This window comes from Agromyces sp. NDB4Y10, assembly GCF_001620055.1.
Taxonomy (GTDB): domain Bacteria; phylum Actinomycetota; class Actinomycetes; order Actinomycetales; family Microbacteriaceae; genus Agromyces; species Agromyces indicus.
Map to the genome: position 1 here is coordinate 1 of NZ_LQGY01000017.1, position 20,035 is coordinate 20,035.

At 73.0% G+C, this 20,035-nt stretch carries 22 protein-coding genes; 17 read left to right on the forward strand and 5 right to left on the reverse strand.

Translation table 11 applies throughout. The annotated features are described in order from the left end of the window. Nucleotides 1-832: bifunctional transcriptional activator/DNA repair enzyme AdaA (locus tag AVP42_RS04770; protein WP_157356731.1), on the reverse strand; the 832-nt coding region annotated here is incomplete at its 3' end. 77 nt (nucleotides 833-909) lie between these two features. Here AVP42_RS04770 and AVP42_RS04775 point away from each other — a divergent pair. The 10 genes from AVP42_RS04775 to AVP42_RS04820 all read left to right on the forward strand — a co-directional run bounded on the left by AVP42_RS04775 (nucleotide 910) and on the right by AVP42_RS04820 (nucleotide 10,747). Then, on the forward strand, nucleotides 910-2,316 hold the full coding sequence (locus tag AVP42_RS04775) for an FAD-binding oxidoreductase (RefSeq protein ID WP_067946657.1): 1,407 nt from the start codon (nucleotides 910-912) through the stop codon (nucleotides 2,314-2,316). Nucleotides 2,317-2,326: 10 nt separating this feature from the next. Beyond that, nucleotides 2,327-3,478, forward strand: coding sequence for a PrsW family intramembrane metalloprotease (locus AVP42_RS04780; RefSeq protein WP_231878546.1), 1,152 nt, complete (start codon nucleotides 2,327-2,329; stop codon nucleotides 3,476-3,478). A gap of 82 nt (nucleotides 3,479-3,560) precedes the next feature. Continuing rightward, complete coding sequence (locus AVP42_RS04785) at nucleotides 3,561-4,856, forward strand: GAF domain-containing protein (protein WP_067946660.1); 1,296 nt, start codon at nucleotides 3,561-3,563, stop codon at nucleotides 4,854-4,856. A 121-nt stretch (nucleotides 4,857-4,977) separates the two neighbouring features. Further along, the gene (locus tag AVP42_RS04790; RefSeq protein ID WP_067946662.1) at nucleotides 4,978-6,501 is read left to right on the forward strand and encodes an aldehyde dehydrogenase family protein; all 1,524 of its coding nucleotides are present in this window, start codon (nucleotides 4,978-4,980) and stop codon (nucleotides 6,499-6,501) included. Nucleotides 6,502-6,506: 5 nt separating this feature from the next. Next, the gene (locus AVP42_RS04795; RefSeq protein ID WP_067946664.1) at nucleotides 6,507-6,923 is read left to right on the forward strand and encodes a DUF779 domain-containing protein; all 417 of its coding nucleotides are present in this window, start codon (nucleotides 6,507-6,509) and stop codon (nucleotides 6,921-6,923) included. A 169-nt stretch (nucleotides 6,924-7,092) separates the two neighbouring features. Further along, nucleotides 7,093-7,464: an FKBP-type peptidyl-prolyl cis-trans isomerase gene (locus tag AVP42_RS04800; protein WP_067946666.1), complete on the forward strand. Its 372-nt coding sequence runs from the start codon at nucleotides 7,093-7,095 to the stop codon at nucleotides 7,462-7,464. Between the two features lie 169 nt (nucleotides 7,465-7,633). Further along, nucleotides 7,634-8,467 (forward strand): DUF4397 domain-containing protein, encoded by an 834-nt coding sequence (locus AVP42_RS04805; protein WP_067946667.1) that lies wholly within the window; start codon nucleotides 7,634-7,636, stop codon nucleotides 8,465-8,467. Between the two features lie 5 nt (nucleotides 8,468-8,472). Beyond that, the gene (locus AVP42_RS04810) at nucleotides 8,473-9,162 is read left to right on the forward strand and encodes a class F sortase (RefSeq protein WP_157356733.1); all 690 of its coding nucleotides are present in this window, start codon (nucleotides 8,473-8,475) and stop codon (nucleotides 9,160-9,162) included. Nucleotides 9,163-9,210: 48 nt separating this feature from the next. Continuing rightward, nucleotides 9,211-9,873 carry an RNA polymerase sigma factor gene (locus tag AVP42_RS04815; protein ID WP_082847011.1) on the forward strand — a complete coding sequence of 221 codons (663 nt, stop codon included), beginning with the start codon at nucleotides 9,211-9,213 and terminating at the stop codon, nucleotides 9,871-9,873. Then, nucleotides 9,854-10,747, forward strand: a complete 894-nt coding sequence (locus AVP42_RS04820; RefSeq protein ID WP_067946671.1) for an anti-sigma factor — start codon at nucleotides 9,854-9,856, stop codon at nucleotides 10,745-10,747. The genes AVP42_RS04815 and AVP42_RS04820 overlap by 20 nt, the downstream gene beginning before the upstream one ends. Before the next feature lie 47 nt (nucleotides 10,748-10,794). Here AVP42_RS04820 and AVP42_RS04825 read toward each other — a convergent pair whose 3' ends face one another. Next, nucleotides 10,795-11,091, reverse strand: a complete 297-nt coding sequence (locus tag AVP42_RS04825; RefSeq protein ID WP_067946673.1) for a protealysin inhibitor emfourin — start codon at nucleotides 11,089-11,091, stop codon at nucleotides 10,795-10,797. 39 nt (nucleotides 11,092-11,130) lie between these two features. After that, the gene (locus AVP42_RS04830; protein ID WP_082847008.1) at nucleotides 11,131-12,243 is read right to left on the reverse strand and encodes a M4 family metallopeptidase; all 1,113 of its coding nucleotides are present in this window, start codon (nucleotides 12,241-12,243) and stop codon (nucleotides 11,131-11,133) included. A 100-nt stretch (nucleotides 12,244-12,343) separates the two neighbouring features. Here AVP42_RS04830 and AVP42_RS04835 point away from each other — a divergent pair, with 100 nt between their 5' ends. Continuing rightward, nucleotides 12,344-13,189, forward strand: a complete 846-nt coding sequence (locus AVP42_RS04835; protein WP_067946674.1) for a CPBP family intramembrane glutamic endopeptidase — start codon at nucleotides 12,344-12,346, stop codon at nucleotides 13,187-13,189. A 13-nt stretch (nucleotides 13,190-13,202) separates the two neighbouring features. Here the strand turns inward: AVP42_RS04835 and AVP42_RS04840 are convergent, their stop codons facing one another. Then, the gene (locus AVP42_RS04840) at nucleotides 13,203-13,667 is read right to left on the reverse strand and encodes a hypothetical protein (RefSeq protein ID WP_067946676.1); all 465 of its coding nucleotides are present in this window, start codon (nucleotides 13,665-13,667) and stop codon (nucleotides 13,203-13,205) included. A 212-nt stretch (nucleotides 13,668-13,879) separates the two neighbouring features. On the opposite strand from AVP42_RS04840, the gene rpsO reads away from it, so the two are divergent. Further along, nucleotides 13,880-14,149 (forward strand): 30S ribosomal protein S15, encoded by a 270-nt coding sequence (gene rpsO, locus AVP42_RS04845; protein ID WP_067946678.1) that lies wholly within the window; start codon nucleotides 13,880-13,882, stop codon nucleotides 14,147-14,149. A gap of 218 nt (nucleotides 14,150-14,367) precedes the next feature. Beyond that, the gene (locus tag AVP42_RS04850; RefSeq protein WP_067946680.1) at nucleotides 14,368-14,931 is read left to right on the forward strand and encodes a type 1 glutamine amidotransferase domain-containing protein; all 564 of its coding nucleotides are present in this window, start codon (nucleotides 14,368-14,370) and stop codon (nucleotides 14,929-14,931) included. 55 nt (nucleotides 14,932-14,986) lie between these two features. On the opposite strand, the gene AVP42_RS04855 is transcribed toward AVP42_RS04850, so the two are convergent. Next, entirely contained in the window at nucleotides 14,987-15,529 is a 543-nt protein-coding gene (locus tag AVP42_RS04855) for a CGNR zinc finger domain-containing protein (RefSeq protein ID WP_197466958.1), read from the reverse strand. 93 nt (nucleotides 15,530-15,622) lie between these two features. Between AVP42_RS04855 and AVP42_RS04860 the strand changes: the two genes are divergently transcribed. From AVP42_RS04860 to AVP42_RS04875, 4 genes are all read left to right on the forward strand, one after another. After that, nucleotides 15,623-16,636: a DMT family transporter gene (locus tag AVP42_RS04860; protein WP_231878547.1), complete on the forward strand. Its 1,014-nt coding sequence runs from the start codon at nucleotides 15,623-15,625 to the stop codon at nucleotides 16,634-16,636. Nucleotides 16,637-16,645: 9 nt separating this feature from the next. Then, the gene (locus AVP42_RS04865) at nucleotides 16,646-17,533 is read left to right on the forward strand and encodes an LLM class flavin-dependent oxidoreductase (RefSeq protein WP_067946682.1); all 888 of its coding nucleotides are present in this window, start codon (nucleotides 16,646-16,648) and stop codon (nucleotides 17,531-17,533) included. Between the two features lie 47 nt (nucleotides 17,534-17,580). After that, a complete protein-coding gene (locus AVP42_RS04870) occupies nucleotides 17,581-18,204 on the forward strand; it encodes a hypothetical protein (RefSeq protein ID WP_067946684.1) in 624 nt (207 codons plus the stop codon). Between the two features lie 132 nt (nucleotides 18,205-18,336). Then, the gene (locus AVP42_RS04875) at nucleotides 18,337-19,959 is read left to right on the forward strand and encodes a M28 family peptidase (protein WP_067946685.1); all 1,623 of its coding nucleotides are present in this window, start codon (nucleotides 18,337-18,339) and stop codon (nucleotides 19,957-19,959) included. Nucleotides 19,960-20,035: the final 76 nt, after the last annotated feature.

Consider the following 20,035-nt stretch of genomic DNA (forward strand, 5'->3'; position numbering starts at 1 on the left):
CCGCGCCGCGCGCCGCGGCGCGGAGGCGGACGGAGGCGGGACCGGAGGGCAGCGCCAGCGTGCGCTCGAAGCGGTCGGGGCCGGCGACCTCCACGCCGTCGACGGCTCGGGCCGCGAGCCAGGCGAAGACGCCCGCCGCGTCGAACGGCGGACGCGCGGGCAGGTGCAGGCGCACGACGCCGGCGTCGGCCGTGGCGACGGCCGTCGCGATATCCGCTGCCCGCGCACCCGCTGCGCGGAGCTCGAGCGGGCTGCGCTCGTACACCGCGCGGATCGTGTCGTTGAACTGGCGGATGCTGCCGAAGCCCGAGGCGAACGCGACGTCGGCGACGGGCATCGCGGTCGACACGAGCAGGGTGCGCGCCGTCTGCGCGCGGTGGGCGCGGGCGAGCGCGAGCGGCCCGGCTCCGAGTTCGGCGGACAGGACCCGGGTCAGGTGCCGAGGCGTGTACCCGAGCCGGGCGGCGAGGCCCGGGACGCCGTCGCGCTCGACGACGCCGTCGGCGATGAGGCGCATGGCGCGCGCGGCGAGGTCGTCGTCGAGGTCCCACTCGGGCGAGCCCGGCACGGCATCGGGGAGGCAGCGCTTGCACGCGCGGAGGCCCGCCTCGTGGGCGGCGGCCGCCGTGCGGTAGAAGGTCACGTTCGCGGGCTTCGGCGGCACGGCCGGGCAGCTCGGCCGGCAGTAGATGCCCGTGGAGTGGACGCCCGTGATGAACTGCCCGTCGAACCTCGCGTCGCGCGCGAGCATGGCGCGGTAGCGCTGGGCGAACGCCGGGTCGCCGAGCGGGTCGGCGTCGCGGGGCCGAACGGGGGCGGCGGTCGGGGTCATCACCCCTCAAGGCTCGCACGCCCCGCCGTCGCCGGATAGCGGAAATCGGACATGGCTGCGCTGGGTACGCTGACGGCATGTACGACGACGTCCTCACCCGCCTCACCGCCGCGCTCGGCGACGCCGTGGTCACCAGCGGCCCCGCCCTCGACGCCGTCCGGGAGGACCGCTCCGGCTGGGTGAGCGAGCACCCGGCGCTCGCCGTCGTGCACGCGGCAGCCGTCGACGACGTGCAGCAGGTGCTGCGGCTGGCCCACGAGACGCGCACCCCGGTGGTACCGCGCGGGGCGGGCACCGGCCTCGCCGGCGGGGCCCTCGCGAGCCGCGACGCGATCGTCCTCGACCTCACGCGGATGAACCGGATCCTCGAGCTCGACGACGTCGACGAGCTCGCCGTCGTCGAGGCGGGCGTGCTGAACGGCGACCTCGACCGCGCCGCGCGGGAGCGCGGCCTCTGGTACGCGCCCGACCCCGCGAGCCGCGCCATCTCGTCGATCGGCGGCAACATCGCCACGAACGCGGGCGGGCTGCTCTGCGCGAAGTACGGCGTGACGCGCGAGAGCGTGCTGGGCCTCGCGGTGGTCCTCGCGGACGGCACGCTGCTGCGCACGGGCCACCGCACCGTCAAGGGCGTCACGGGCTACGACCTCACCGCCCTGCTCACCGGCTCCGAGGGCACCCTCGGCGTGATCGTCGAGGCCACCGTGCGCCTCCGCCCCGTCGTGGCGGGCGAGACCCACACCGTGGCGGCCGCGTTCCCCGACGTCGAGGCGGCCGGCGTCGCCGCCGCGGGCGTCGCCGCCGCACGGATCCGCCCCGCGCTGCTCGAGCTCGTCGACGCCGTGGGCCTCGGGCGCGTCGCCGAGTTCCTCGGGCCCGACGAGCTCGCGGGCACGCCGATCGCCGACCTCGCACCGGGGGAGACGTTCCTGCTCGCCCAGACGGATGCGGGCGACGCCGCCGCCGAGGCCGACGTGATCGCCCGCGTGTTCGCCGAGGCCGGCGGTCGCGTGACCCGCTCGACGGATGCCGCGACCGGCGAACGGCTCCTCGGCATCCGGCGGGCCATGCACCCGGCGCTCGCCTCGCGCGGCAAGGTGCTCATCGAGGACGTCGCCGTGCCGCGCTCGCGCCTGCCGCAGATGTTCCGCGCGATCGCCGAGATCGGTGAGCGCTACGGCGTCGAGATCCCCACCCTGGCCCACGCGGGCGACGGCAACCTGCACCCGAACTTCGTCTTCGAGGGCGACGCGGTGCCCGAGCACGTTTGGGCCGCGGCCGACGAGATGTTCCGTGCGGCCGTGCGGCTCGGGGGCACCCTCACGGGCGAGCACGGCGTCGGCCTGCTGAAGCGGCGCTGGCTGGCCGAGGAGCTCGGCGACGCGTCGGTCGAGCTCCAGCGCCGGATCAAGCAGGTGTTCGACCCGGCCGGCATCCTGAACCCGGGCGTGATGTTCGAGCCCGCACCGGGCACCGCTCGGTAGGCTGCACCGCGTGAGCTTCACGCCGACGCCAGCGCCCGGACCCCAACCGCACCTGCACGTCTGGCCGGCCGCGGCACAACCCCGGCGGGGCGCGGGCGCCGGCATCGTGGTGCTGAGCGCCGTCGCGGTGCTCGCGGGCCTGCTCGTCTTCGCCTACCTCGCGATCTCGTTCGGCATCTCGGTGCTCGTGGTCGGCACGCTCGTCGCGCTCGTGCCGCTCGCGATCGTGCTCCTCGCGGTCCGGTGGATCGACCGCTGGGAGCCCGAACCGCGGTGGGCATTGTGGTTCGCCTTCCTCTGGGGCGCGGCCGTCTCGGTGGCGATCGCGCTCATCGTCGACCTCGGCGTGCAGCTCTTCGTGGCGGTGACGAGCCCCGCCGGCGCCGGCGCCGATGCGACCATGCAGGCGGTCGTGCAGGCGCCGATCGTCGAGGAACTCGCGAAGGGCGTGGGCGTCCTGCTCATCTACGCGTTCTCGAAGTCGCACTTCGACGGGCCGGTCGACGGCCTGGTCTACGCCGCGACCGTCGCGGCGGGCTTCGCCTTCACCGAGAACATCCTCTACTTCGGCGCGGCGCTCATCGAGGGCGGCGCGGGCGAGCTCGGGGCGACCTTCGTCGTCCGCGGCATCTTCTCACCGTTCGCGCACGTGCTCTTCACGGCCTGCACGGGCATCGCGATCGGCATCGCCGCCCGCCGCGGCGGCGCGGGCGTCATCGGATGGTTCCTGCTCGGCCTGGTCGCCGCGATCCTGCTCCACGCGTTCTGGAACGGCTCGCTCGCGTTCGCCGACGCCCTGGCGCTCTACTTCACCGTGCAGGTCCCGATCTTCATCGGCGCGATCGTCGTGACGATCCTGCTGCGCCGGGAGGAGCAGCGAGTGACCCGGACCCGCCTCGCCGAGTACGCGGCCGCGGGCTGGTTCAGCCCCGACGAGGTCTCCGGCCTCTCGACGCCGTCCGGCCGGCGGGCCGCGCTCGCGTGGGCCCGCGCGCAGCATCCGCCGCGCACCGCGCAGGTGCAGCGGTTCATCGCGGATGCCACGCGGCTGGCGTTCACGCGCCAGGCCCTCGTCACCGGGCGCGGCGACGTGCGCCGGCTCGAGGACGAGCGCGTGCTGCTCGACGCCGTCACCCGCGGACGCGCCGCCATCTCCGCCTGACCGTCCCGTCGGCGACCGGCCGACGCCCGGGCGGGGAGGTCTATGCTGTCCGCATCCGGAATCGACGGCGATCGGAGTCGGCGTGCGCAGTCCAGGCCACGACCCGCGGGAGCGCGACGCGCGCGACCTGCGCGATCGGCTGCTGCGCGCCCAGGAGGACGCCATCGCGACCGGCGTCGTGCCGCTCAGCCTCCGTCCCGTCGTGCGCGACTCGTGGGAGCGCGCCATCCGCGGCGCCATCGACCCCGACCGGGCGCTGCCGACCATCGACCTCGACGACGACGCCTTCCGTGCGTACCGCGCCGGCCACGCCCTCGCGCCGGTCATGCCGGTGATCCGCAGGCTGCTCGTCGAGGGGGCGGATGACGCGGGGCTCGTCGTCGCCGTCGGCGACGCCCAGGGGCGGCTGCTCTGGGTGGAGGGCGACCCGCACCTGCGTCGGCGCGCCGAGGACATGCTGTTCGTCGCCGGCGCGGACTGGTCGGAGTCGAGCGTCGGCACGAGCGCCCCGGGCACCGCCCTGCAGCTGGATCGCCCGGTCCAGATCCGCGGTGCCGAGCACTACAACCGGATCGTGCACCCGTGGAGCTGCACCGCCGCGCCCGTGCACGACCCCGCGACGGGCGCGCTGCTCGGCGTGATCGACATCACGGGCACCGACCTCGCGGTCGCCCCGCACGCGCTCTCGCTCGTCTCGGCGACCGTCGCGGCGGTCGAGGCCGAACTGCGCATCGCGAACCTCGAGACGGCCGTGCACGCCACCATCCGCCGTTCGCGCCTGCGCGCCGTCCCCGCGCCCTCGCGCACCGCGCTCACGGTGCTCGGCGAGCGGCGCCCTCGGCTCGGCGACGTCGAGCTCAGCCCGCGGCACGCGGAGATCCTCACCCTGCTCGCGTGGCATCCGAGGGGGCTCGGCGCCGAGCGGCTCGCCGCGCTCGTGTACGAGGGCGACCCCTCGCCGGTCACGCTGCGCGCCGAGATCGCCCGCCTCCGCCGCGTGCTCGAGGCGGCGGGGGAGCCGCCGCTCGAGTCGCGCCCGTACCGCCTCGGCCGCGAGCTCGACCTCGACGCCGCCCGCGTGGCGAAGCTGGTCGGCCAAGGGGCGCTCCGCAAGGCGCTCGAGCACTACGCCGGTCCGGTGCTTCCCGCATCCGCCGCGCCCGGCATCGTGGAGCTGCGCGACGAGCTCGCGGGCCGCCTCCGCGAGTCGATGCTCGCCGACGCCGCACCCGACCTGCTGCTCGCCTTCGCGGAGCGCGACGAACACCGCTACGACGCCGCGCTCTGGCGCGCGCTGCTCCAGGTGCTGCCGCCGCGCTCCCCGCGTCGCGCGTCGGTGGTCGCCCACCTCGAGCGCATCGAGTCCGCGCTGCGCTGACCGCGCTGCGCGGACTGCAACGGGGTTGCAACCCGAGGGCAACCGGTCCGCAACGCCCGCGCGCCTACCGTGGCGTCCGCCCCACTCCGAGGGCATGACGACGACGTCACGAGGAGACACGATGACCGTGTACGCCGCGCCCGGCACCGCCGGCGCACTGATCGAGTTCAAGCCGCGCTACGAGCACTTCATCGGCGGGGAGTGGGTGAAGCCCGCGGGCGGCGCCTACTTCGAGGACATCTCGCCCGTCAACGGCAAGCCGTTCACCGAGGTCGCCAGGGGCACCGCCGCCGACATCGAGGCCGCGCTCGACGCCGCCCACCGGGCCGCGCCCGCCTGGGGCCGCACGAGCGCCGCGCACCGCGCCGGCATCCTGAACGCCATCGCCGACCGCATCGACGAGCACCGCGAGCTGCTCGCCGTCGCCGAGACCTGGGACAACGGCAAGTCGATCCGCGAGCCGCTGAACGCCGACCTCCCGCTCGCGAGCGACCACTTCCGCTACTTCGCGAGCCTGATCCGCGCGCAGGAGGGCAGCTTCACCCAGCTCGACGAGGACACCGTCGCCTACCACTTCGACGAGCCGCTCGGCGTCGTCGGCCAGATCATCCCGTGGAACTTCCCGCTCCTCATGGCCACGTGGAAGCTCGCGCCGGCGCTCGCCGCGGGCAACGCGGTCGTGCTGAAGCCGGCCGAGCAGACGCCCGTGTCGATCCTCGTGCTCGTCGAGCTCATCGCCGACCTCCTGCCGCCCGGCGTGCTCAACGTCGTCAACGGCTTCGGCGTCGAGGCCGGCAAGCCGCTCGCGTCCTCCAACCGCATCCGGAAGATCGCGTTCACGGGCGAAACGACCACGGGCCGGCTCATCCTGCAGTACGCGTCGAACAACATCATCCCCTCGACCGTCGAACTCGGCGGCAAGAGCCCGAACATCGTGTTCGAGTCCGTCGCCGACCGGCGGGACTCCTTCTACGACAAGGCGCTCGAGGGGTTCAGCCTGTTCGCGTTCAACCAGGGCGAGGTGTGCACCTGCCCGAGCCGCTCGCTCATCCAGAGGTCGATCTACGACACGTTCCTCGACGACGCGATCGAACGCACGAAGCAGGCGCGACAGGGCAACCCGCTCGACACCGAGACGCAGGTCGGCGCGCAGGCCTCGAACGACCAGCTGGAGAAGATCCTCAGCTACATCGACATCGGCAAGAAGGAGGGCGCGAAGCTGCTGCTCGGCGGCGAGCGCGTCGACCTCGGCGGCGACCTCAGCGAGGGGTACTACGTCGCGCCGACGATCTTCGAGGGCGAGAACCGCATGCGGCTCTTCCAGGAGGAGATCTTCGGCCCCGTCGTCGCCGTGACGAGCTTCCGGGACTACGACGACGCGATCCGCATCGCGAACGACACCCTGTACGGGCTCGGCGCCGGCGTGTGGAGCCGCAACGGCAACGAGGCGTACCGGGCGGGGCGCGACATCCAGGCCGGTCGGGTGTGGGTGAACAACTACCACGCCTACCCGGCGGGGGCCGCGTTCGGCGGCTACAAGTCCTCCGGCATCGGCCGCGAGAACAACAAGCAGGCGCTCGCGCACTACCAGCAGACGAAGAACCTGCTCGTCAGCTACAGCGAGAACCCGCTCGGGTTCTTCTGATCCGGATGCCACGAGCCATGTCGATCGACGAACTCGCGGGCCGCGTGGTCGCGTCCGTGACGATCGAGGGCGACGTCTCGCCGCGGGTGGAGCTCACGCCCGCGGCGAGCGTCCTGCTCGCGACGCTCTGGGCCGCGCACGGCCCGCTCATGTTCCACCAGTCCGGCGGATGCTGCGACGGCAGCGCCCCGATGTGCTACCCGGCGGGCGAGTTCGCGACGAGCGCCGCCGACGTGCTGCTCGGGGAACTCGATCTCGGATCCGGCCGGGTCGTGCCGTTCTGGATGTCGGCCGAGCAGTTCACGTACTGGCGGCACACGCACCTGACGGTCGACGTCGTTCCCGGCCGGGGGAGCGGCTTCTCGCTCGAGGCGCCCGAGGGGGTGCGGTTCCTCATCCGCTCGCGCCTCATGGAGGAGTGATCCGTGAACGGAAGAACTCGTCGCCCTGTGGATGTGGCAATGCCGACATCTCGACGGGGCGACGAGTCCTTGAGGGCTTCAGACTGCAAGATGTTCGCCCGTGGCGCAAGACCCCCGCGGACGGGCGTCCCGGATTGCCCCGGCCCGCGGCATCCGTTTTGATGGGGGGATGACTGATACGAACAGCAAGCCCGAGGTCGACGCTCCCCAGGGCCCGGCCCCCGAGGACCTGGTCATCGAGGACATCGTCGTGGGCGACGGCCCCGAGGCGGCGCCCGGCTCGACGGTCGACGTGCACTACCTGGGCGTCGAGTACGACTCGGGCGAGGAGTTCGACTCCTCGTGGAGCCGCGGGCAGTCCATCAACTTCCCCCTCCAGGCGCTCATCGCCGGCTGGCAGGAGGGCATCCCCGGCATGAAGGTCGGCGGACGTCGCCAGCTCATCGTGCCGCCGCAGAAGGCCTACGGTCCCGCCGGCGGTGGGCACCAGCTCTCCGGCAAGACCCTCATCTTCGTGATCGACCTGCTCGGCGTCAGCTGAGCCGACGACCACGGCGTTCACGGCCGGCGGACCCTCGGGTCCGCCGGCCTTCGTCATGTTCGGCGAAGTTTTTCCATTCAGGTGCATCCGATCGGGGGGCGTGGCCGGAAGTAGGTGGTGAAGGCAAGAAACGCCGCTCCGCCCCGCGGGGCTGACCTGAGAGGGAATCATGAAGAAGATCCTCATCGCCGGCATCGGTGCCGGAGCGCTCGTCGCGTTCGGTGCCGTCGCCCCGGCCACCGCATCCGAGCAGAACGCCATGCTCTCCGTGCTGCACGGCATCCCGGACACGCCCGTCGACGTGTACGTCAACGACGAACTCACGCTCGACGACTTCCAGCCGGGTGACCTGGCCGGCCCGCTCGAGCTGCCCGCCGGCACGTACTCCGTGGTGCTCGCCGCCCCGGACTCGACCGACGCGTCCGAGCCGGTCCTGGGGCCGATCGACCTGCCGCTCGAGGCGGGCGGCAACTACACCGCCGTCGCCCACCTCGACGCCGACGGCGCGCCGACCGCGAACCTGTTCACGAACGACGTGTCCGACATCGCCGCGGGCGAGGGTCGCCTCACCGTGCGCCACGTGGCCGCCGCGCCGCCCGTGGACATCCTGGCGGGTGGCGAGGCCGTGATCTCGAACCTGGCGAACCCGGACGAGCAGACGCTGAACCTGCCCGCCGGCACCGTCGAGGCCTCGGTGGCCGCGACCGGCACGACCGACCCGGTCCTCGGCCCGGCACCGGTCGACGTCGCCGAGGGCACGCTGACCATCGTCTACGCCTGGGGCAGCCTCGAGGACGAGAACCTCGATCTCGCCGTCCAGACGATCTCGGGCATGCACTCGAGCCCCGACGGCGTCCCGGCCGGCTCCGCGGGCCTCGTCGCGACGAACGCGCCCGAGCAGCAGTTCGGCATCTGGGCGACTGCCGGCCTGGCGATCCTCGCCGCGATCGCGCTCGCCGCGGCTGCGGCCCGCAAGGCGGTCACCGCGAAGGCGGAGCGCTGATCCGCATGAAGGGCACGGAGGCTGCGGCCAGGGTGATCGGGTCCCTGGTCGCGGTCTCCGCCGCGCTCGGCCTGCTGGCCGGGTGCGTCGCGGCGCCGTCGGGGGGCGGCGCCGCGCCCGTCGCGCCGTCGGCGACCGCGTCGCCCGGGGCGGACCCGGCCTCCCGGCCCGCGGCGGCCGCACCGCCCGCGAGCGTGCCGGAGATCCCGCGCCAGTCCGCCTCGCTCGAGGAACAGCGGCGCGCTCAACCCCCCGCCCCGACCCGCGTCGAGGTGCCGGCCCTCGGCATCGACATGGCCGTCCGGCCAGTCGGGCTCGACGCGCAGGGGAACATGGCCCTGTTCGACGACCCCGCCGTCGCCGCCTGGTACCAGTGGGGCCCGGCGCCGGCGAGCGGCAGCGGCTCCACCGTGATCGCGGCGCACGTCGACTCGCTGGAGTACGCCGTGCTCCCGTTCGCGAAGCTCCGCGACGCGCGACCCGGCACGCTCGTGGTCGTGACGGATGCCGCGGGCACCCGGCACTCGTTCGGCGTCGACTCGCTCGAGGTCATCGAGAAGGGCGTCGTCGACTGGGACGCCGCGTTCGACCGCTCGGGCGCGTCGAGGCTCACGCTGATCACCTGCGGAGGCGAGTTCGACTACGTCAACCGCACGTACCTCAGCAACCTGGTGCTCACCGCCACACCGCGCTGACCCGCGAGGTCGCGTTCCGCCGAAGCGAAAGGGAGGATGGATATGCTGATGCCGACGCCGCACGCGACGATCGCGGCGCCGCCGCGGGTCGCCGCCGACGCGCGGCTCCTCCCGATCCGAAGAAGGGGTGAACGCCGAACCGTGAGCGCGACCGCCTTCGACACGCTGGACGATCGCGCCCTGGCCGACGAGTTCGCCGCCGGGGAGGAGCGCGCCCTGCGCGAGGCGTACGCGCGATGGTCGCCGCTCGTGTTCCGGCTCGCGCTCCGGTCGCTCGGCGACCGGACCGACGCGGAGGACGTCACGCAGCAGGTCTACATCTCCGCGTGGCGGGGCCGGCACACGTTCGACGCGACGCGCTCGAGCCTCAGCGCCTGGCTCGTGGGCATCGCCAAGCACCGCATCGCCGACGCCCACGAGGCCCGTGCCCGGGCCCGCCGCCTCGAGGATTCGCTGGTCGCCGAGGCGTCGACCGCACCGGAGGCGGTCGACGACGACCTCGCGGAGCGCGTCATGGTCGCGGAGGAGCTCGAACGGCTCGAGCCCGTGCCGCGCCGGGTGATGCAGCTCGCGTTCTACGACGAGCTCAGCCACTCGCAGATCGCCGAGACCCTCGGCCTGCCGATCGGAACCGTGAAGAGCCATGTCCGACGCAGCCTCGCCAGGCTGCGCACGCGATGGGAGGTGGATGATGGACCACATCGAGCCTGAAGAGCTCGCCGTGCTCGCCCTCGACGGGCGCGAGCCCGACGCAGCCGTCCGAGCCCACCTCGACGCCTGCCCGGACTGCCTCGCCGAGTACGACACGCTCGTCCGGACCGTCGCGCTGGGGCGCGGCACCCCGGATGACGCGTTCGAAGCGCCGCCGTCCTCCGTGTGGGCGGCGATCCACGCCGAACTCGACCTCGCGCCCGAGCTGGCCGCCGACCCCACTGTCGGTCGCGCGCCGGCCGCGGTGGCGGTGGCTCCGGCACCGGAGGCCGCGCGAGCGGCATCGGTCGATGCCGAGGCCGCACCGGGCCGCGAGCCCGGTCCCGCATCGGGGGAGCGGTCGGGTCACGTCGCGCCTCGGCGCCGGTCGCGTCGCCCGGCGCTCGCGTCCGACGGACCGGACGGCACCCGCCGGCGGAGCGCCTGGCTGCCCATCGCGGTGGTCGCCGCGGCGGGCGGGATCCTGGCCGGCATCGGGCTCGGCTGGCTCCTGGGGGCCAGCGGGTCCGGCGGCGGGACGGCCGGACCCGACCCGGCGGTCGTGCTCGCGAGCGCCGAGCTCGACTCCTTCCCGGGATGGGACGACGCGGTGGGCTCGGCCACGGTCGAGGAACTCGACGGCACCAGGACGGTCGTCGTCGACCTCGACGCGACGGTCCCGGCCGGCGAGGTCCGCGAGGTGTGGCTCATCCGCTCCGACGCCTCCGGGCTGGTGAGCCTGGGCCTGCTCGACGGGTCGAGCGGCCGGTTCGTGGTGCCCGAGGGCATCGACCTCGACGAGTACACGCTCGTCGACGTCTCCGCCGAGCCCTTGGACGGCGACCCGGCCCACTCGGGTGACTCGATCGTGCGCGGGGAACTCCGCAGCACCTGAGATCGGGCGGCCTGCGTTCGGCTCCCGGCCGACCGGCGCCGCCCGGATCAGGCGTCGCGCGCCGGCGGGCGACCCCGCTCGGGCTCGGCGCGCTCGCGCACCCGTTCGACGAGGTCGCGCCACGGACCGGTGACCTGGCGCTCGGCGAGCGTCGCCTCGTGCGGCTCGCACCGGATGCGGTACTGGTACCGATCCGGCTCGGGCGGCGCGGGCGGCGTCTCGCCCCAGGGCAGGCGCTCGATGAGCAGCTCCCACTCCTCGGGGTCGGGCTGGTCCTCGACGTGCACCTTCCACGTCAGGCGGAGCCCGGCGATGCCGCCGCTGCGGATGACCTCGACCTCCATGAGGCCGATGGTACTCCGCGGGTCGGGCCCCGTCGCCGGCTACTCCGGGTCGAGGCCGACCGTGCGCCATCCGCTCGCCACCGCCCGCACCTCGGCCGAGGTCGCGCCGAACCGGGCGCGCGCCGACTCGAGCGTGGCGGCGGCGAACACCGCGAAGCCGTCGTCGGGCCCCAGGGTGCCTGCGGTCAGGGTGTCGTACCAGACCCGGCCGGCGTGCTCCCACGCGAAGCCGCCCAGCTCGACCGCGGCGAGCGCGAACGCCCGGTTGGGGATGCCGGAGTTCAGGTGCACGCCGCCGTTGTCGTCGCTGGTGCGGATGTAATCGCGGAAGTGCGCCGGCTGCGGATCACGGCCGAGCACGTCGTCGTCGTACGCGGTGCCCGGCTCGATCATCGAGCGCAGGGCGCGGCCCTCGACGAGGTCGGTGAAGACCCCCTCGCCGATGAGCCACGTCGCCGCCCCGGCATCCTGCCCCATCGCGTACTGCTCGACGAGTGCGCCGAACACGTCGGAGACGTGCTCGTTGAGCGCCCCCGACTGGTCGCGGTAGCGGAGCCGCGCGGTGGCCTCGGTGACGCCGTGCGCGAGTTCGTGCCCGATCACGCTGAGCGACTGGGTGAACCCGCGGAACACCTCGCCGTCGCCGTCGCCGAACACCATCCGCTCGCCGTCCCAGAAGGCGTTGTCGTAGCGGTCGCCGAAGTGCACCGTCGCCTCGAGGGGCGCGCCGGCGCCGTCGATCGCGTCGCGCCCGAAGACGCGCTGGAAGAGGCGGTAGGTCTCGCCGAGGCCGTCGTAGGCCTGGTCGACGGCCTCGTCGCCCGTGGCGGGCTCGCCCTCGCGGCGCACGAGGCGGCCGGGCAGGGTCTGCGCACCGCCGGCGTCGGAGATGCGACGGTCCGGCTCCGGTTCGGCGCCCGGCCGGAGCGACGGCTGCTCGCGCGGCACTGGCGGAGCCCCGAACGACGGATGCCCGCCCTCGGCGCGGAGCTCGCGCAACGGCACGTCGTGGCGGAGCGAGCGCTGCGCGGCATCCGCCGCCACGTCGAACCGATCGGTCGCCTCGGCGACGCGCAGCAGCAGCCACGGCGGCACGATGCCCGCGCGCGGTCGGGCGTCGCGCGAGCGGGGGGAGGGCGGCATCCGGGTCATGCGACGATGCTCGCACGCGCCGCCGACAGCATCGGTGCTCCGGACCGCGAGTCGCCTGCGAGTCCCGGGCGCGCGGGTCGCGGCATGGCAGGCTGGTCGGGTGACCGCCACCGCTCCCGCCCCGACCGACGTGCGCACGCATCCGATCGGACTGGTGCCGGCCTTCCTCGTGTGCGTGGCCGCGGTGTCGCTCTTCGGCTTCCAGGAGAAGCTGCCCGGCTACGCGCTGCTCGCGGCGGGGCTCGTGATCGCCTGGTTCGTCGACCGGTCGGGCCGCACCGAGCGCCTCGCGCCCGACCTGCTCCTCATCGCGATCGGGCAGGTCATCATCTCCACGATGTCGCTCAAGGCCGAGTTGACGGATGCCGCCATGGTGCGCTTCGCGGTGGTGCTCGGGCTCGCCGTCGTCGTGCCGTACGTGATCTCACGCTTCGTCTACCGCGAGCGCGTCATCCGCTTCCCGTGGCGCACCGGCCGTCGCTGGACGCGCACCCAGTGGCTCTACCTCATCTTCGTCACGCTCGCCGGATGGCTCATCCTGCCGTTCTACTTCATCACCTCCGGCGTCTACACGAACTGGCCGGTCGTCGAGACGCCGAACGAGATCGCGCGCCTGTTCGTCGGCGTGAACGCGGTCGGCACGTGGGACGAGCTGTTCTTCATCTGCACGGTGTTCACCCTGCTGAAGCGGCACTTCCCGGCCTGGCAGGCGAACCTGCTGCAGTCGCTCGTGTTCGTGTCGTTCCTGTGGGAGCTCGGCTACCAGGCCTGGGGTCCGCTGCTCACCATCCCGTTCGCGCTCATCCAGGGCTACACCTTCAAGCTCACCAAGTCGCTCACGTACGTGCTCATCGTGCACCTCATCTTCGATGCGGTCGTGTTCGCCGTGATCGTGTACGCGCACAACGGCTGGCCGGCGATCTTCCCGTTCGTGCCCGGCGGGTAGGGCGCGCGGCGTCCTACGGTCGGCGCGCTCGCACCGCCGCCCGCAGCGACGCGACCGCGAGCAGGACCGACGACGCGGCGAGCGCGGTGCACAGCGACCACTCGAGGAGCCCGGGGGCGGCCGGGGGCCGGGCGAAGACGCGGCCCGCGTCATCCCGGTGCACGGTCACCTCCGCGCCGACCGCGAGGTCCTCGCTCCGCAGGTCGGCGCGCGTGCCGTCGGGCAGCTCGACGACGACGATGCGGAACGGCGCGGGCCGGCTGCCGCGCCGGTCGCCGACCACGCGTTCCTCGACGCGCTCGTCCACGACGACGGCCTGGACCGGGGTGCTCGCCGTGGACACCCGCGCGGCGGTCTCGGCCACCGCCGCGACCGTCCATGCGGCGAGGAGCACGGCGAGGACGGCGAGCACGGCGGCGGTGACCGCGGGGGGCGGGGTGCCGTCCCGTTCGACGTCACGTGCTCGTGCCGCACTCACGCCGGCATCACTCCTCCGGGTCCGCCCCGACGGTCACACGCTTCATCGCGAACCCCATGGGCCCAGTCTGCACCCGGGGACGCCCGCCCACGTCGGGCGGGAGCCATCCGCTCTGCTAGAGTATTGAGGTTGCCGTGAACCGGCCGCGCATGAAGAGAGCCCAGGCACAAGGCCCCGGGCAGCGCGCAACGAGAAGGAAGGGGATCCCATCTATGGCACTGGATGCAGATACCAAGAAGGCGATCATCGAAGAGTACGCGACGCACCCCGGTGACACTGGATCCCCCGAGGTCCAGATCGCGATCCTCACCAAGCGGATCAAGGACCTCACCGAGCACCTCAAGGAGCACAAGCACGACCACCACTCGCGTCGTGGCCTGCTGCTCCTCGTGGGCCAGCGTCGTCGTCTGCTCGGCTACCTCGCCGACGTCGACATCAACCGCTACCGCTCGCTGATCGAGCGTCTCGGGCTGCGCCGCTAAGCGCATTTCCCGCGCGGCTCTCGACGACACCGCGAACTTCTTGCGAAGGTCCCCCGCCGGCTCATCCCGAGCCCGCCGGGGGCCTTCGTCATGTGCGGGGAGGCCCGCGGGGCCGAGGAGCACGAGCGGATGGCGCCGCCTCGGCTGTCAACCCGGTTGAGCGCCGACAGCGCCCCCCGTAGCGTCGGCCGGGTCCGACGACGAAGGGGGAACAGCGCATGGCAGAACGACTCGACGGGAAGAAGGTCGCCTTCCTGGTGACCGACGGGTTCGAGCAGGTCGAGCTGACGGAGCCGTGGAACGCCATCAAGGGCGCCGGCGCCGAGGTCGACCTCGTGTCGCCCACCGAGGGCACGGTGCTCGGCATGAACCACATCGACAAGGGCGACACGTTCGACGTCGACCGCCTCGTGACGGAGGCGTCGGCCGACGGGTACGACGCGCTCGTGCTGCCGGGCGGCGTCGTCAACGCCGACCACCTGCGCATGGACGACGCGTCGGTCGCGTTCGCACGCGCCTTCTTCGAGCAGCACAAGCCCGTCGCGGTCATCTGCCACGGCGCGTGGACGCTCGTCGAGGCCGACGTGGTCCGCGGGCGGACGCTCACGTCCTACCCGTCGCTGCAGACCGACCTGCGCAACGCGGGCGCCGACTGGGTCGACGAGGAGGTCGTCGTCGACCAGGGCCTGGTCTCGAGCCGGAATCCCGACGACCTGCCGGCCTTCATCGACAAGGCGATCGAGGAGATCGCCGAGGGAGAGCACGCCGGGCAGACCGCCTGATCGGTCGGGCCGGTACCGAGCGGATGCCGCGGGCATGGGGTTGCCCGCGGCATCCTCATGTCCGCGCGCGGTGGGCGCGGGCGGCCATCCGGTTGCCGCAGCGGGTGCTGCAGTAGCGCTTGGAGGCGTTCTTCGACAGGTCGACGAACACGCCCGTGCAGTCGTCGGCGTCGCAGCGGGCGAGCCGCCGGGTCTCGTCGGCGCGGATCACGTCGACGAGCGCCATGGCGCCTTCGACGAGCATGCGCTCGGCGAGCGGCGAGTCCTGCGAGACGGCGTGGATGTGCCAGTCGAGGCCGTCGTGCCGCATGAGGCGCGGGGTGGCGTTCGTCTCCTCGAGGATGCCGTTGACGGCATCGACGAGGTCGTCGCGCTCGAGGGTCCAGAGCGCGCGCAGGCGGTCGCGGACGGCGCGCACCTCGTCGAGTTCGCGGCGGTCGCCGTCGCGTCGTCCGGAGAAGCCCCAGTCGTCGAGGAGGGTGCGCAGCTGCGCGGTCGTCGCGAGCTCGTCCTCGCCGGATTCCGACGCGCCGGGCACGGTGTCGGCCACCGCGGCCATGAATCCGAGGGCCGCGGACGTGTCAGCGGTGAAAATCATTTGACTCCTGACATCCGTGCGAGTACCGTCACGAGCATAACGGTGTTCGGTCCTGACATGGCCGGATCCGGCGATCTGTGGAGGAGGGGGCTCGTGCGCGTATCACGGGGCATCGTCGGCATCGCGCTCGGACTCGGCGCGGGCCTCGCGTTCGGGGCCGGCGGCGTCTTCGTGAAGCCGCTCCTCGAGAGCGGCTGGTCGCCCGGCGCGGCGGTCCTCGCCCGCATCTCCATCGCCGCGGCGCTCCTCGCCGTGCCCGCGCTCATCGCCCTGCGCTTCGACCTGCGACCGCTGTGGCGCGCCCGGTGGACGGTGCTGCTCTACGGCCTCGTCGCGGTGGCCGCCGTGCAGGTCGCCTTCTACGCATCGCTCGAGCGCATCCCGGTGTCGATGACGTTGCTCATCGAGTACCTCGCCCCGATCGCCCTGGTGCTCTTCGCCTGGGTGCGCACGCGACGGATGCCGCAGCTCATCGTGCTCGGCGGCTCGGTGCTCGCGATGGCCGGGCTCGTGCTCGTCATCGGCCCGGGCGGCGGCGACCTCGACGTGCTCGGCCTCCTCTTCGCGGGCATCGCGATGGTCGGCGTGTGCGTGTACTACGCCGTGGGCGAGCGCGCGACCGAGCAGCTGCCGCCGGTGGCGCTCCTCGCCGCGGGCTTCGTGGTCGGTGCCGTCGCGCTCGGCCTCTCCGGGCTCGTGGGGATCATGCCGATGGAGGCCGCCTTCACCGACGTGTCCTTCCTCGGCGGCACGGCACCGTGGTGGGTGCCGCTGCTCACGGTCGGCGCGGTCTCGACCGCGTTCGCGTACACGGCGGGCGTGGCCGCCATCCGCCTCCTGGGCTCGCGGCTGTCCTCGTTCCTCGGCCTGTCCGAGGTGATCTTCGCCGCGATCATCGGCTGGGTGCTGCTCGGCGAGTCGCTCGGGCCGCTCCAGGTGCTCGGCGGCGTCCTGATCCTCGGCGGCATCGTGCTGGTGCGCCTCGAGCGCCGCGAGCGGACCGTGGCGACCGTCGCGCTGGACATCGACCTCGTGCCCGTGCCCGACGGCACCCCCGTGGACCCGCCCGCCGGCCCGCGTCCGGCCCGCGTCGGCGAGCCCGCGTAGGCTGCGGCCATGCGCTTCGGACTCGTCATCCTTCCCCAGTACGACTGGCCCGACGCGGCCCGGCTCTGGCGCGACGCCGAGCGGCTCGGCTTCGACCACGCCTGGACCTACGACCACCTGTCGTGGCGCGGGCTCGCGGGGGAGCGGTGGCATGCGACCGTCCCGACCCTGACCGCCGCCGCCATGGTCACCGAGCGCATCCGGCTCGGCACGTTCGTGGCGAGCCCGAACTACCGTCACCCGGTGCCGTTCGCGAAGGACGTCGCGACGCTCGACCAGATCGCGGGCGGGCGCCTCGTGCTCGGGCTGGGTTCGGGCGGCACGGGCTTCGACGCGCGCGTGCTCGGGCAGGGCGAGCTGAGCCCGCGCGAGCGGTACGACCGGTTCCGCGAGTTCACCGAGGCGCTCGACCTGCTGCTCCGGTTCGAGCGGGGATCCGGCGAGGGCATCTCGTACTGGGGCGACCACTTCTCGGCCGACGCGGCGCGCATGGTGGGCGAGCCGGCGCAGTGGCCGCGCATGCCGTTCCTGATGGCGGCGAACGGGCCGCGGTCGATGCGGCTCGCCGCGCGCTTCGGGTCCGGGTGGGTGACGACGGGTCCCCAGGCCGAGACGGATGCCGCGTGGTGGGCCGGCACGGCCGACCTCGCCGCCCGGCTCGACGAGGCGTGCGCCGCCGAGGGACGCGACCCGGCCGACCTCGACCGCGTCCTGTCGCTCGACGACGACCGGCGCTACTCGATGGCGAGCGTCGATGCCTTCGAGGATGCCGTCGGCCGTGCCCGCGAGCTCGGCTTCACCGACGTCGTCTCGCACCGGCCGCGCGAGCACGGGCTCTACGCCGGGAGCGAGGCCGTGCTCGAGGAGATCGGGTCGCGGCTCGACGCACTGCGGTGACGGATGCCGCGGACGCCGGCCCGCACGCGCGCCGGTAGCCTGTCGTGGTGTCCGCCCCCCGATACGTCCACCCCCTCCGCTGGGAGCCGCTGCCCTTCCTCGTCCTCGTCGTGCTGCTCGTGCTCACGGGGGTCGTCCGGCCGGAGTCCGGGCCGGCGTTCGTGGCGCTCCTGGCGGCGATCGTGCTCGCCGGGCTGTGGCTCGCCGCCGTGCTGCTGCGCGAGCGCCGCACGCGCGACCCCGACACCATGGGCGACCTCACGACCCTCGACGGTCTCGACCTCCTCGATGCGCCGTCCGCGCGCGGCGACCTGCGCACGGTCGTGCCCGTGATCGACGTGCAGCGGCACCAGGCCGCGATCGACCTCGCGAGGCTGCACGGCGGCGCCGAGCAGCACGCCGTGCTCGTGCCCCGCGCCCGTCGGTGGCTCTCGCCGCGGTTCCGCATCGGCGTGCAGCTCGTCGGCGACGGCCGGCCGCGCCATGCCGGGTTCGTCGCCGAGTCCGCCGAGGCGACGTGGCGCGACCGGCTCGACGAGTTGGGCGCGGCGCGGCGCTTCGTGCGCGTGCCGGCACGCATCGAGGGCGCGTCGCGGCCCTTCCGCGTCGACCTCGATCTCAGCGGGTTGCCCGCAGCGCTCGGCGAGCACGGCGCCGACGCGCCGGGCTGAATCGCAGCCCCTTCGGGTGTCGCCCATACGGGGTACACCGAGGGAAAGTCAAGTCTGTTTCTTCGGGAGTCGCTCCGCATAGGGTTCCCGCTGGAGGCGTGTCGACGAGGACGCGCCCGAGAAGGAGAGACGATGTATCGATCTGCAAGGCTTTCCCGCCGCGCCGCGGTGCTCGCGACCGCGACATCCGTGGTCGGAGCCCTGGCGCTCGCGCCGGCCGGCGCTGCACTCGCCGCACCCGGCAAGTCGTGCGACGCACGCAACAACAACACCGTCGCCAAGCTGCTGGAGTGCGTGAGCGCCGAAGGCGCGCTCGAGCACCTCGAAGCGTTCCAGGCGATCGCCGACGAGAACGACGACAATCGCGCCGCCGGCACCTCGGGTTACGAGGCGAGCGTCGACTACGTCGTCGACGTGCTCGAGGCCGCCGGCTGGGAGGTGTCGATCGACGAGTTCCCGTACACCTACGTCGGACCGTCCACGTTGACCCAGCTGACGCCCGTGAACGCGGACTACCCGACCGGCCCCTACACCGGCAGCGGCGCGGGCGATGTCACCGCAGCGGTGACCCCCGTCGACCTCCAGCTCGGGGTCGGCAACATGAGCAGCAGCGGCTGCGAGGCGGCCGACTTCGCCGGGTTCACCGCCGGCACGATCGCCCTCATGCAGCGCGGCACCTGCAGCTTCGCCGTCAAGGCGCTGAACGCCGAAGCGGCCGGCGCTTCGGGTGCCATCATCTTCAACCAGGGCGACGCCGACACCGACGCCCGGAAGGGTCTGATCGTCGGCACGCTCGGCGGTTCCGACGTCGTCGACATCCCCGTCGTCGGTGCCAGCTACGATCAGGGCGTCGCGCTGGCGCAGGCCGGCTCGACCGCGAACGTGTTCGTCCCGGCGCCCGAGTCGCGTCCGCAGAAGAACGTCATCGCGGAGAAGAAGGGCGTCAACGACGACAACATCGTCATGGCGGGCGCGCACCTCGACTCGGTCCAGGCCGGCCCCGGCATCAACGACAACGGCAGTGGCTCGGCCGCGCTGCTCGACCTCGCCGAGAAGATCTCGAAGCTCGAGCCGCAGAACACCATCCGTTTGGCGTGGTGGGGTGCAGAGGAGTCCGGCCTCATCGGCTCCGAGGAGTACGTCGCTGAGCTCAGCCAGGAGGAGAAGGACCGCATCGCGCTGTACCTGAACTTCGACATGGTCGCTTCGCCCAACTACATCTTCATGGTGTACGACGGCAACGAGTCGAGCTTCGAGGCACCGGTCGCCGTGCCCGACGGTTCCACCGCGATCGAGGACCTCTTCGAGCGCTACTACACGATGGTCGGCGAGCCGTACGACGACACCGCGTTCAGCGGCCGCAGCGACTACCAGGCGTTCATCGAGAACGACATCCCCGCCGGTGGACTGTTCACGGGCGCCGAAGTCGTCAAGACCGCAGAGCAGCAGTCCATCTGGGGCGGCACGGCCGGAGCCTCGTTCGACCCGTGCTACCACCAGGCCTGCGACACGATCGACAACGTCGACCTGCACGCCATGGGCGTCAATGCCGACGCAGTCGCGCTCGCCGTCCTGGTCTACTCCTACTCGACGGAGTCGGTGAACGGCGTTCCCGGTGTCAAGGTTCCGGGTGGACTCGAACTGCCCGCGCCGGCCGGTCCCCAGGGAACCTTCGTCGGCGAGAACGGCGGCGGACTCGACCCCGACCTGGTCCACGACCACGACCACGACCACGGTCCGACCGAGACGGAGTAGTCCGGACCGATCCAACCTGCGGGGCCCGTCGCGACAGCGGCGGGCCCCGTGCTCGTGGGCGAGACTGGACCGGTGC

Coding starts and splice junctions, on each gene's coding strand:
- AVP42_RS04775 (WP_067946657.1), top strand. CDS start 910: ATGTACGACGACGTCCTCACCCGCCTCACCGCCGCGCTCGGCGACGCC.
- AVP42_RS04790 (WP_067946662.1), top strand. CDS start 4,978: ATGACCGTGTACGCCGCGCCCGGCACCGCCGGCGCACTGATCGAGTTC.
- AVP42_RS04795 (WP_067946664.1), top strand. CDS start 6,507: ATGCCACGAGCCATGTCGATCGACGAACTCGCGGGCCGCGTGGTCGCG.
- AVP42_RS04800 (WP_067946666.1), top strand. CDS start 7,093: ATGACTGATACGAACAGCAAGCCCGAGGTCGACGCTCCCCAGGGCCCG.
- AVP42_RS04805 (WP_067946667.1), top strand. CDS start 7,634: ATGAAGAAGATCCTCATCGCCGGCATCGGTGCCGGAGCGCTCGTCGCG.
- AVP42_RS04810 (WP_157356733.1), top strand. CDS start 8,473: ATGAAGGGCACGGAGGCTGCGGCCAGGGTGATCGGGTCCCTGGTCGCG.
- AVP42_RS04815 (WP_082847011.1), top strand. CDS start 9,211: ATGCCGACGCCGCACGCGACGATCGCGGCGCCGCCGCGGGTCGCCGCC.
- AVP42_RS04820 (WP_067946671.1), top strand. CDS start 9,854: ATGGACCACATCGAGCCTGAAGAGCTCGCCGTGCTCGCCCTCGACGGG.
- AVP42_RS04825 (WP_067946673.1), bottom strand. CDS start 11,091: ATGGAGGTCGAGGTCATCCGCAGCGGCGGCATCGCCGGGCTCCGCCTG.
- AVP42_RS04830 (WP_082847008.1), bottom strand. CDS start 12,243: ATGACCCGGATGCCGCCCTCCCCCCGCTCGCGCGACGCCCGACCGCGC.
- rpsO (WP_067946678.1), top strand. CDS start 13,880: ATGGCACTGGATGCAGATACCAAGAAGGCGATCATCGAAGAGTACGCG.
- AVP42_RS04850 (WP_067946680.1), top strand. CDS start 14,368: ATGGCAGAACGACTCGACGGGAAGAAGGTCGCCTTCCTGGTGACCGAC.
- AVP42_RS04855 (WP_197466958.1), bottom strand. CDS start 15,529: ATGATTTTCACCGCTGACACGTCCGCGGCCCTCGGATTCATGGCCGCG.
- AVP42_RS04865 (WP_067946682.1), top strand. CDS start 16,646: ATGCGCTTCGGACTCGTCATCCTTCCCCAGTACGACTGGCCCGACGCG.
- AVP42_RS04875 (WP_067946685.1), top strand. CDS start 18,337: ATGTATCGATCTGCAAGGCTTTCCCGCCGCGCCGCGGTGCTCGCGACC.